The following is a 10,357-nucleotide window of genomic DNA, read 5'->3' as shown; positions in this document are numbered from 1 at the left end:
CGTCCGGCGGGTGTGGGTGGGGTTGCGGTCATCGTGGAGTCCTCCTCGACCGGGCGGCGTGCGGGTGGGTGGGGAGAGCGCGTCACGGGGCGGCTGTCAGCCCTTCACGGCACCGGCGCTGAAGCCGGTGATCAGCCACTTCTGGATGAAGGCGAAGACGATCACCACGGGGATCGCGGCGATCACACCGCCCGCGGCGAGCGCCCCCAGGTCGACGCTGTCCGCGCCGATGAGGGTGTTCAGGCCGACCGGGATCGTCTGCTTGTCCTGCTCGCTGAGGAACATCAGGGCGAACAGGAAGTGGTTCCAGCTGTGCACGAAGGCGAAGGAGCCGACGGCGATCAGTCCGGGGCGCAGCAGCGGCAGCACCACCGCGCAGAAGGCCCTGAAGCGCGAACAGCCGTCCACCCAGGCGGCCTCTTCCAGACTGACCGGCACGTTCTTGATGAAGCCGCTGATCAAGATGATGGAGAGCGGCAGCTGGAACACCGTCTCGGCGATGACGACGCTCCCGAGGGAGTTGATCATCTGCAGGTTCTTGAAGATCTCGAAGAGCGGTACGAGCATCAGCGCGCCGGGGATGAACTGCGAGCAGAGCAGCGCGAGCATGAAGCCGTTCTTGATCCGGAAGTCGAACCGGGCGAGGGCGTAGCCACCGGACAGGGCGACGAGCGTCGTGGCGACCAGGGTGCAGACGCCGACGATCATGCTGTTCTGGAAGAAGACGGCGAAGCTCCGCTCGGTCCAGACCTTGGAGAAGTGCTCCCCCGTCATCGGCCACGGCAGGAGCGAGGTGGATCCGGTGGGCCGTACGGCGAAGAGGAACATCCAGTAGAACGGGACGAGGGTGAAGAGCAGATAGATGCCGAGTGGTACGTAGATCTGCCAGCGCGGTACGTCGTCGAAGGCGCGCTCACGCCCGCGGCGAAGGTGCCCGGTGGGCGGCTCGGTGCTGTGGACGGGCTCCAGCACGGTTCCGGTGTGCTTCTCGGCGAGTGCGGCAGTCACTTGTGGTCGCCTCCGAACTTGCTCAGGCGCAGATAGACGATCGAGCAGAAGAGGAGGATCACGAAGGCGACGGTGGTGAGTGCGGAGGCGTAGCCGAAGTCGTGGCCCTCGATGCCTGTGTTGGCGACATAGAGCGGCAGGGTGGTCGTCTCGCCGGCCGGTCCGCCACCGGTGAGGGTGTAGAGCAGGTCGACGTTGTTGAACTCCCAGACGCCGCGCAGCAGCGTGGAGAGGATGATCGCGTCCCTGAGGTGCGGCAGCGTGATGTGGAAGAACTGCCGCAGCCGCCCGGCGCCGTCGACCGCTGCCGCCTCGTACAGCTCCTTGGAGACGGACTGCAGGTCGGCGAGGATGAGGATGGCGAAGAAGGGGACCCCGCGCCAGAGTTCGGCGACGGTCGCGGCCCAGAAGACGGTGCCGGTGTCGGAGAGCACGGAGGTGCCGTAGTCGCCGATCCCGGCGTCCGCGAGGTAGCGGCTGAAGCCGGTCGACGAGTTGTAGAGCAGAATCCAGATGGTGCTGGTCAGTACGCCGGAGACGGCCCAGGGCGAGAAGACCATGGCGCGGGAGATGCCCCGCCCGATGAAGGTCTGATTGACGATCAGGGCCAGCGCGAGTCCCAGGGTCAGCTGGAGCGCGACCTGAGTGACGACCCACTGGGCGCTGAAGCCGAGCGTCGACCAGAACTGGTCGTCCTCGGTGAATATCCGGGTGAAGTTGTCGAAGCCGGCGAAGCCGTTCCGCCACGGCTTGGTGACGTTGTAGTTCTGCAGGCTGTAGTAGAAGACGCTGATCATCGGGTAGGCGATGAAGCCCAGCATCAGCAGCCCCGCGGGGGCGACCAGCAGATACGGCAGCCGGCGGGGGGTCGCGGAGCGGCGCCGGGGCACCTTGGGCGGTGTGGCCACAGCGGCGGCTTGGGCCATGACACGTCTCCGTTCTTTGGCAAGTGCGGGTATCGGTGGTGCGAGTGCTGGTGGTGCGTGTATTGCGCAAGCGCTTTCCGCATGCCGTTCGGTCTGCCGAACGCTCGGTGCGCCGGAATTCTCGGTGGGCGATCAGCCCGCGTACGGGTCGGGCACCTCGCCCTGCCGGGCCAGGAAGGCGAAGTCGCAGCCCTGGTCGGCCTGGGTGATCTGGTCGTGGTACAGCGCGCCGTAACCGCGCTCGTACCGGGTGGGCGGCGGCGTCCACGCGGCCCGGCGCCTCGCCAACTCCTGTTCCGGCACGTCGAGATGAAGCAGTCGCGCCTCGACGTCCAGGGTGATCAGGTCACCGGTGCGGACGAGGGCGAGCGGACCGCCGACGTACGACTCGGGCGCGATGTGCAGCACGCACGCCCCGTAACTGGTGCCGCTCATCCGGGCGTCGGAGAGCCGCACCATGTCCCGGACACCCTGCTTGAGCAGATAGTCGGGGATCGGCAGCATCCCGTACTCGGGCATCCCGGGACCGCCCTTGGGTCCGGCGTTGCGGAGCACCAGCACATGGTCCGGCGTGAGGGCCAGGGCCGGATCGTTGATGCTGTGCTGCATCTCCCGGTAGTTCTCGAAGACGACCGCCGGCCCGGTGTGCCGCAGCAGTTCCGGTTCGGCGGCGATGTGCTTGATCACCGCGCCGTCCGGGCAGAGGTTGCCGCGCAGGACCGCCACGCCGCCCTCCTCCGCGAGGGGGTTGTCGCGGTCGCGGATGACATCGGAGTTGTGCACGAGCGCTCCGTCGAGCTGCTCGCGGAGCGTGTCGTACGAGACGGTCGGCCTGTCCAGGTGCAGTACGTCGGTCAGCCCGGCCAGGAACCCGGGCAGCCCGCCGGCGAAATGGAAGTCCTCCATCAGGTACTTCCCGCCGGGGCGGAGATTGGCGAGCACGGGGACGGTGCGGGCGATCCGGTCGAAGTCGTCGAGGGTGAGCTTCACTCCCGAGCGGCCCGCCATCGCGATCAGATGGATGACGGCGTTGGTGGAGCCGCCGAGCGCCAGAACGGTGGCGACCGCGTCCTCGTACGCCTCCGCGGTGAGGATCGACGACAGCTTCCGCTGCTGCCACACCAGCTCGACGATCCGGAGTCCGGACTGCGCCGCCATCCGGTCGTGCCCGGAGTCCACGGCCGGGATCGACGAGGCTCCCGGCACCGTGACACCGAGCGCCTCGGCGGCGGCCGTCAGGGTGGACGCCGTTCCCATCGTCATGCAGTGGCCGGGCGAGCGCGCGAGCCCGTTCTCCAGCTCACCCATCTCGCAGTCGCCGATGAGCCCGGCCCGCTTGTCGTCCCAGTACTTCCACATGTCGGTGCCGGAGCCGAGGACTTCGTTGCGCCAGTGCCCCGGCAGCATCGGCCCGGCCGGCACGAACACGGTCGGCAGGTCGACCGATGCGGCACCCATCAGCAGCGCGGGCGTCGACTTGTCGCAGCCGCCCAGCAGCACGGCGCCGTCGACCGGGTAGGAGCGCAGCAGCTCCTCCGTCTCCATCGCCAGCATGTTGCGGTAGAGCATCGGGGTCGGCTTCTGGAACGTCTCCGAGAGGGTGGAGACCGGGAATTCGAGCGGGAAGCCGCCCGCCTGCCAGACGCCCCGCTTGACCGCCTGCGCACGGTCACGCAGATGGACGTGGCACGGGTTGATGTCGGACCAGGTGTTGAGGATCGCGATGACCGGCTTGCCGAGGTGTTCCTCGGGGAGGTAGCCGAGCTGGCGGGTGCGCGCCCGGTGGCTGAACGACCGCAGCCCGTCCGTCCCGTACCACTGGTGACTGCGCAGCTCCTCGGAACTGATCCTTCCGTCCTCGCGCGTCATATCGACCACCCGGCGACCTCGTCGGCGACCTCGGCACGCCGCTCCTCGGGCAGCACCCGGCTGGGCGGGCGGACATCGCGACGGCAGAGGCCGAGCGAGGCGAGGGCCTCCTTGACGACCGTCACGTTGTTGGCGGACTGGCGGTCGGCACGCAGCTCCTCGAAGCGGCGGATCTGCTCCCAGACCTTCATCGCCGACGGGTGGTCGCCGGCCCGCAGTGCCTCCAGCATGGCGAGCGAGACGCCGGGTGCGACGTTGACGAGTCCGGAGGTGAAGCCGGTGGCCCCGGCGGAGAAGTAGGCGGGGGCGTACAGCTCGGCGAGACCGGCGATCCAGACGAACCGGTCCAGGCCCGCGTCCCGGGCGAAGGCCGCGAACCGCGCGGCGTCCGGGACGGCGTACTTCACACCGATGACATTGGGGCAGCTGTCGGCGAGCGCGGCGAGACGCTCCCCGTCGAGCTGCGGGTTGCGGATGTACGGCACGACGCCGAGTCCGGGGACGGCTTCCGCGATCGTCCGGTGGTAGTCGACCCAGCCGTCCTGCGAGACGTACGGGTGCACGGGCTGGTGGACCATCACCATCTCGGCGCCGGCGTCGCGTGCGTGCTCGGCTGCGGCCACGGCGGTCGGCACGTCGTGCCCGACCCCGACCAGGACCGTGGCGCGTCCGCCCACCTCGTCGATGGTCAGTTCGGTGACGGTGCGCCGCTCCTCGGGAGTGAGCGCGTAGAACTCCCCGGTGTTGCCGTTCGGGGTGAGGATGCGTACGCCGCCGTCGAGGAGCCGCCGCAGCAGTCCGCGGTGAGCCGCCGTGTCGATGGTCCCGTCCGCGGCGAACGGGGTCACCGGGATCGCCACGACATCTGCGAGGGCCGCCTTCAGCGGTGTGAGGTCCATGCGGACAGGCCTTTCGTCGGTGTGCTGGTGGTTCATGCCCCGCCCTCCTCGGTCTGTGCTCCCTCGGGGAAGGCGCGGCGGACGAACGACGCGATGTGGTCGTGCAGGGCGCCGGCCGCGGCGTCAGCGTCGTCGGCGAGCGCGAGCCGCAGGATCTCCCGGTGCTCGGCCGCCTCCCGCTCCCAGGACGGGATGGTCGCCCAGGCGACCGTCGACACGAGTGCGGCCTGGTCGCGGACCTCGTCGAGCATCCGGGCCAGCAACGGGTTGCCGCAGGGCAGGTACAGCGCCCGGTGGAAGTCCCGGTTGGCGAGCGACCGGTCGGCCTTGTCACCGGCCGAGTCGGCCCGCTCCAGGGCTTCCTGGGCCGCGTCGAGCGAGGCCCTGCGGGTGATGGAGCGGCGCAGCGCCTCCGGCTCGAGGAGCAGCCGTACGTCGTACACCTCACGGGCCATCGCCGCGTCGACCAGCCGCACGGTGACGCCCTTGTACTGGCTCATCACGACGAGTCCGGTACCGGCAAGGGTCTTGAGTGCCTCACGCACCGGGGTTTTGGAGACCCCGAACTGTGCGGCGAGTTCGGTCTCGACGAGGGCCTGCCCCGGTCTCAGCTGCGCCGTGAGGATCGCGTGCTTGATCGCCTCCAGCACGTACTGGGTGCGGGACGGAATCGGGGTGGGCGCAAAGGTCATGAGTGAAGGGCTCTCGCATCTCGCGTATCGCGTATCGCGTCTCATATATGACGTACGAAGTACGACGCGTTGAAGCTAGAGCCGGTGCAAATGTTTCGTCAACGCTTCTGACGAAAGAACTTCCGGCAACTCGATGTAAGGCATCTGCCCGATGTCCGGATACGTCCTCAGTCGCCAGCATGAGTCCCACAACACACGTGCGGGTCATCAGGGTTCGGGAGGCGCTGTGGCAGGGTCGGCGGCGGGCAGGGTGCTGCGAGACCGCAACGCCGGGCTGTATCTGGCGGCGGTCGTCATCACGGGGTTCGGGACGTCCGCGATGTGGCTCACGGCGGGGATCTGGGTCAAGTCCCTGACCGGGTCGGACAGTCTGGCGGCGCTTGCCGTGTTCGCCATGTGGCTTCCGTCGCTGATCGGGCCCGCGCTCGGCACGCTCGCCGACCGGGTGCGCCGCAAACCGCTGCTGATCCGGGCGAACCTCACCATGGCGGGGCTGCTCACCGTGCTGCTCGCGGTCGATTCGGCGGAACGGATCTGGATCCTCTTCGCCGTCCTCGTGCTCTACGGGGTGAGTGGCGTCGTGATGGACGCGGCCGAGACGGCGCTCGTCGCGCACACCGTGGACGTCCGGCTGCTCGGCGACTTCAACGGACTCCGGATGATCGCGGCCGAGGGCATGAAGCTCCTCGCGCCGCTGACCGGCGCCGGCTTGTACGCCCGGTTCGGGGGCGGCGCCGTGGCGCTGCTCGACGCGGCGTCGTTCGCGCTGGCCGCGGGGGTCTGCGCGCTGCTGCGGGTGAGCGAGCCGGCCCGGCCCGTCCGCACGGACCGGCGTGGCGAACTGGCCGCGGGGATCCGGCAGGTGTGGCGCTCGCCGGCGCTGCGGCCACTGGTGCTGGCGGGTTCGGCGACGATGCTCTGTGCCGGGCTCAGCGGGGCGGCGGTCTACGCCCTCGTGGACGACGGGCTCGGGCACTCCCCCACGTACGCGGGTGTGCTGTACGCGGCGCAGGGCGCCGGGTCCATCGCGATCGGGCTGCTGGCCGGTCCGTTGCTGCGGCGGCTGCCCGAGCGGGTGTTCAGCGCGGCCGGGATCGCGCTGTTCGCGGCGGCGGTCGGGGTGCGGGCGCTGCCGTACGACGCGGTGGCCCTGGTTGCGAGCGCCGCGATCGGGGCGGGTCTGCCGTGTGTGCTGATCGCCGCGATGACGGCGCTGCAGCGCGAGACACCGGACGCCGTGCTGGGCCGTACGACAGCGACCGCCAACTCGCTGATGATGGTGCCGAACGCGGTGGCGCTGGCGCTCGGCGCGGGGCTGATCGCGGTGCTGGACATCAGGGTGCTGCTGCCGCTGATCGGTGCGGCGGGGCTGCTGACCGCGGCCCTGCTGATCACGGATCGGTGGGGACGGCCGTCGGCCGTCCCCACCGATCCGGTTCCGTCATCGTCCGAGGCGTGACAGCGCTTCGGCGACGGTCCTCAGGTCCGGGCCGGAAGCCAGCCCGGCGTGATACAGGCGCAGTTGGTTCGCGCCGAGCGAGGCCGCGTGCGCGGCGTCGCGCTCCAGCGTGGCGGGGCTGCCGCCCATGCCACCGACCACGGTGAAGTTGGCGGCGATCACCCGGTCGGACCGGTCGGTGAACGGTCCGAGGACCGTCTCGCGCGCCGCGTCACCGCCGGTGCAGGGCAGCACCACCCCGTCGGCCACGGAGAGGATGTGCTGCGGGTCGACGCCCACGTTCGCACCGGAGCGGTACGTGGCGGGGTCGGCGTGCAGCAGCACCTGGAAGTTCTCCGCGGCCGCCGCCCGCACAGCGGCGACCGCGGACTCCTGGAGCGTGCGGGCGACCTGGCCGCGGAACTCCAGGGTGGCGGCGGCGAGATCGGCGCCGAGTAGCTTCTCGACGCCGGACCAGCCGGCCTCCGAGGAACCGGACCCTGCCCAGACCGGTTCCAGGGCCGCGCACACGGCCCGGCTCAACTCATCCGCGTCCACGCCGTGTTCGCCGTATCCGGCCCGGCAGTGGGGGCAGAAGCAGAGCGACATCAGGTACTGGGCCGCGTCCCCGAGGCCGACGCCCGCGATCTTGTCGTGGGCGTGCAGATGCGCGAAGCCGTACCAGCCGCAGGACTCCAGCTCGGTGCCGCGCGTACCGCCGCGCACCGCCGCCTCGCCCGCCAGCTCCACCAGGTACGCGCGGACCGCGGGCTGTGCGATGCAGGGCGCCCACGGGTAGCGGTCGCCGTACGCGTTGACCACCGAGGTGTCCGGATGGTCGGCGCCCAGACGGGAGTTGTGCGCGAGCACCACCCAGCTGTGCACCTCCAGACCGGCATCCGTCAGCGCCTGCGCGGCCTCGGCGTACGGATCGTCCGAGGCCACCCAGGACTGCGCGTACGGACGCAGTTCGCGCCCCGCCCACCGACCGGCGTCCGCCGGGTACAGCACCGCGGCGTGTTCGGCGGTGACGATCCGGCGGCCGGGATGACGCGGGGTCAGCGCCCGGGTCGAGTGGTACGCGGAGGCGAGCGTCACCTGCCCGACGCCGAGGTCCGCGACACGGGCGGCGGCGTCCGGGTCCCCGACGATGTCCCACGGGTACAGGAAGGCGGAGGCCTTCATGCTGCGGGCTTCTCGGGCGCGGTCCTGGCCTGTCCGTACTTCTCCAGCACGGCGCGGCCGCGCTCGATGATCCCGGCCAGCTCCTCGATGTGCGCGGCGGGCGGCTCGGTGAGCGGCGTGCGGACCTCGCCGACCGCGTGGCCCTCCAGCCGGACGGCGGCCTTGACCAGCGAGACGGCGTAGCCGCGGCCCTTGGCACGCAGCTCGACGAGCGGCCGGTAGAAGTGGTCGAGCAGTGCGTTGGCGAACTCGTCGTCACCGGAGTCCAGGGCCCGGTGGAAGGCGAGGGCGATGTCCGGCGCGAAGGCGAACACGGCGGAGGAGTAGAGCGTGACGCCGATGCCACGGTAGGCGAGCCCGGTGAGTTCGGCGGTGGGCAGCCCGTTGAAGTACAGGAAGTCCTGACCGGGCAGCTCGGTACGGACGGCACTGACGATGCGCTGCATCAGATCGAGGTCGCCGTAGCCGTCCTTGAGACCGATGACCCCTGGCGTCCGGGCCAGGGCGACGACGGTCTCCGGGGTGAAGACGGCGTTGTCACGCTGGTAGACGATCGTCTCCAGAGAGGTGGCCGCGGCCAGCGCCGTGTAGTGGGCGAGCAGCCCTTCCTGGTCGGCGAAGACCAGGTACGGCGGCATGGCGAGGAGCCCGTCCGCGCCCGCTTCCTCGGCGAGCTTCGCGTACTGGATCGCGAGGGCCGTGCCGTACCCGGCGCCCGCGACGACGGGCACCTCCCCGGCGGTCTCCTCGACCGCCGCGGCGACGACGAGACGGAACTCCTCCGGCGTCAGCGCGTGGAACTCGCCCGTGCCGCAGCAGGCGAAGACGGCGGCCGCACCGCCATCGATGCCGGCGCGCACATGCGCGCGGAAGGCATCGAGATCGACACCGCCGTCCGGCCCGTAGGCGGTGACGGGGAAGAAGAGCGGCCCGGCGACATGGGTGAGTCGGGCGGCAAGGGGGGCTGAGGTCACGGGCGCTCCCTGAGCGGATTCAGGCGTGCACAATTCTGATCGGCGTCCATATTCATGAACGCCACCAAGTTAAGGCAGCCACGCGGGGCAGGTCAAGACGAGAACTCGCGACACGGAGGCGGAGTCGAGGCGAGAGCCGACGCCCCCGCACAGGAGGGTCGTACCACTTGACGCGCCACGCCCTCACTTCTTAGTTTGTCCATGCATGTGAATGTCGTCCATGGATTTGATGTGTCGCGCGTATGTACCGAGGAGATCAGCGAATGCCCGCTCCCCGCACCGTCCTGCTCACCGGCGCCGCCGGCGGCCTCGGCACCCTGATGCGGGGCCTGCTGCCCGCGTACGGCTACGAACTCCGCCTCTTCGACGTCACCCCCATCGAGGGCGAGCCGGAGGCGATCACGGCCGACCTCGGCGACAAGGAGGCGCTGCGTGAGGCCGTGCGCGGCGTCGACGCGATCATCCACCTCGCGGGCATCTCACTGGAAGCCTCCTTCGACAAGATCCTGCGGGCCAACATCGAGGGGACGTACAACCTGTACGAGGCCGCGCGCGAGGAAGGCGTCCGGCGCATCGTGTTCGCCTCCTCCAACCACGCCATCGGCCACACCCCCCGCCCGCTCCCCGGCGACCCGCTGATCCCGATCGACACTCCGCGCCGCCCCGACACCTTCTACGGCCTGTCCAAGTCGTTCGGCGAGGATCTCGCCCAGCTCTACTGGGACAAGCACGCCCTGGAGACCGTCTCCGTGCGCATCGGCTCCTGCTTCATGGAACCGACGTCCGTACGGATGCTGTCGGTCTGGATGAGCCCCGGTGACGGCGCCCGGCTCTTCCACGCGGCACTCACCGCCGACGAGGTCGGGCACACGGTGGTCTACGGCTCCTCCGACAACACCCGCCTGTGGTGGGATCTGACCACGGCCCGGTCGCTCGGGTACGAGCCGCAGGACGACTCCGAGCAGTACGCGGAGAAGCTCGTCGCGGAACAGGGCGAACTCGACCCGGCCAACCCGGACCACGCCCACCTCGGCGGCCACTTCGTCACCCATCCGCCGATCTGGCCGTACTAGTCCGAAAATTCGCGCGACGGCATCCGGGGCGAGCGGGCACCATACGGCCATGCCGAAGCCTTCCGGATTCCAGTACGAGCAATATGGCGACGCGAGCGTCACGATCACCCATCACGGCCGCCCGGCAGGCACCCTGCGCGGCAGCCGGGCGGAGAAGTTCCTGGCCGAAGTGGTGTCCGGCGACGCCCAGCTCGTCATGGCGCGCTGGACGGGCGCGTACAAGCACGGCAACGAGCGCACCGCCCGCGACCACCCCCGCAACCGGGCACGCGGCGGGCGCTGATCTGTACGGA

General features: G+C 70.0%; 10 protein-coding genes. 3 read left to right on the top strand and 7 right to left on the bottom strand.

Annotated elements, in window-relative coordinates:
- Window positions 1–96: 96 nt before the first annotated feature.
- From OHB49_RS31780 to OHB49_RS31760, 5 genes are all read right to left on the bottom strand, one after another.
- Window positions 97–1,008 (bottom strand): carbohydrate ABC transporter permease, encoded by a 912-nt coding sequence (locus OHB49_RS31780; RefSeq protein WP_329164385.1) that lies wholly within the window; start codon window positions 1,006–1,008, stop codon window positions 97–99.
- Complete coding sequence (locus tag OHB49_RS31775) at window positions 1,005–1,934, bottom strand: carbohydrate ABC transporter permease (RefSeq protein ID WP_030974624.1); 930 nt, start codon at window positions 1,932–1,934, stop codon at window positions 1,005–1,007. Before OHB49_RS31775 ends, OHB49_RS31780 begins: the two co-directional genes overlap by 4 nt.
- Before the next feature lie 132 nt (window positions 1,935–2,066).
- The gene (gene araD / locus OHB49_RS31770; protein WP_030974626.1) at window positions 2,067–3,803 is read right to left on the bottom strand and encodes an L-arabinonate dehydratase; all 1,737 of its coding nucleotides are present in this window, start codon (window positions 3,801–3,803) and stop codon (window positions 2,067–2,069) included.
- The gene (locus OHB49_RS31765) at window positions 3,800–4,702 is read right to left on the bottom strand and encodes a dihydrodipicolinate synthase family protein (protein WP_030974628.1); all 903 of its coding nucleotides are present in this window, start codon (window positions 4,700–4,702) and stop codon (window positions 3,800–3,802) included. Before OHB49_RS31765 ends, araD begins: the two co-directional genes overlap by 4 nt.
- A 32-nt stretch (window positions 4,703–4,734) precedes the next feature.
- Window positions 4,735–5,394: a GntR family transcriptional regulator gene (locus OHB49_RS31760; RefSeq protein WP_030974630.1), complete on the bottom strand. Its 660-nt coding sequence runs from the start codon at window positions 5,392–5,394 to the stop codon at window positions 4,735–4,737.
- Between the two features lie 226 nt (window positions 5,395–5,620).
- Between OHB49_RS31760 and OHB49_RS31755 the strand changes: the two genes are divergently transcribed.
- Window positions 5,621–6,853, top strand: coding sequence for an MFS transporter (locus tag OHB49_RS31755; protein ID WP_329164381.1), 1,233 nt, complete (start codon window positions 5,621–5,623; stop codon window positions 6,851–6,853).
- Here the strand turns inward: OHB49_RS31755 and OHB49_RS31750 are convergent.
- Together OHB49_RS31750 and OHB49_RS31745 are read right to left on the bottom strand one after the other, a co-directional pair.
- Window positions 6,836–8,017, bottom strand: coding sequence for a hypothetical protein (locus OHB49_RS31750; protein ID WP_329164379.1), 1,182 nt, complete (start codon window positions 8,015–8,017; stop codon window positions 6,836–6,838). The genes OHB49_RS31755 and OHB49_RS31750 overlap by 18 nt on opposite strands.
- Window positions 8,014–8,991, bottom strand: a complete 978-nt coding sequence (locus OHB49_RS31745) for a 5-dehydro-4-deoxyglucarate dehydratase (protein WP_030974637.1) — start codon at window positions 8,989–8,991, stop codon at window positions 8,014–8,016. Before OHB49_RS31745 ends, OHB49_RS31750 begins: the two co-directional genes overlap by 4 nt.
- A gap of 263 nt (window positions 8,992–9,254) precedes the next feature.
- On the opposite strand from OHB49_RS31745, the gene OHB49_RS31740 reads away from it, so the two are divergent.
- Together OHB49_RS31740 and OHB49_RS31735 are read left to right on the top strand one after the other, a co-directional pair.
- On the top strand, window positions 9,255–10,064 hold the full coding sequence (locus OHB49_RS31740) for an NAD-dependent epimerase/dehydratase family protein (RefSeq protein ID WP_329164375.1): 810 nt from the start codon (window positions 9,255–9,257) through the stop codon (window positions 10,062–10,064).
- A 49-nt stretch (window positions 10,065–10,113) separates the two neighbouring features.
- Complete coding sequence (locus OHB49_RS31735) at window positions 10,114–10,347, top strand: hypothetical protein (RefSeq protein ID WP_329164374.1); 234 nt, start codon at window positions 10,114–10,116, stop codon at window positions 10,345–10,347.
- The last annotated feature ends 10 nt before the right edge of the window (window positions 10,348–10,357 follow it).

Origin of the sequence: Streptomyces sp. NBC_01717 (assembly GCF_036248255.1) — a bacterium.
In the GTDB taxonomy this organism is placed as follows: Bacteria; Actinomycetota; Actinomycetes; order Streptomycetales; family Streptomycetaceae; genus Streptomyces.
The sequence above is the reverse complement of the archived record's forward strand: the minus strand, read 5'-3'. Positions and strand labels throughout refer to the sequence as shown.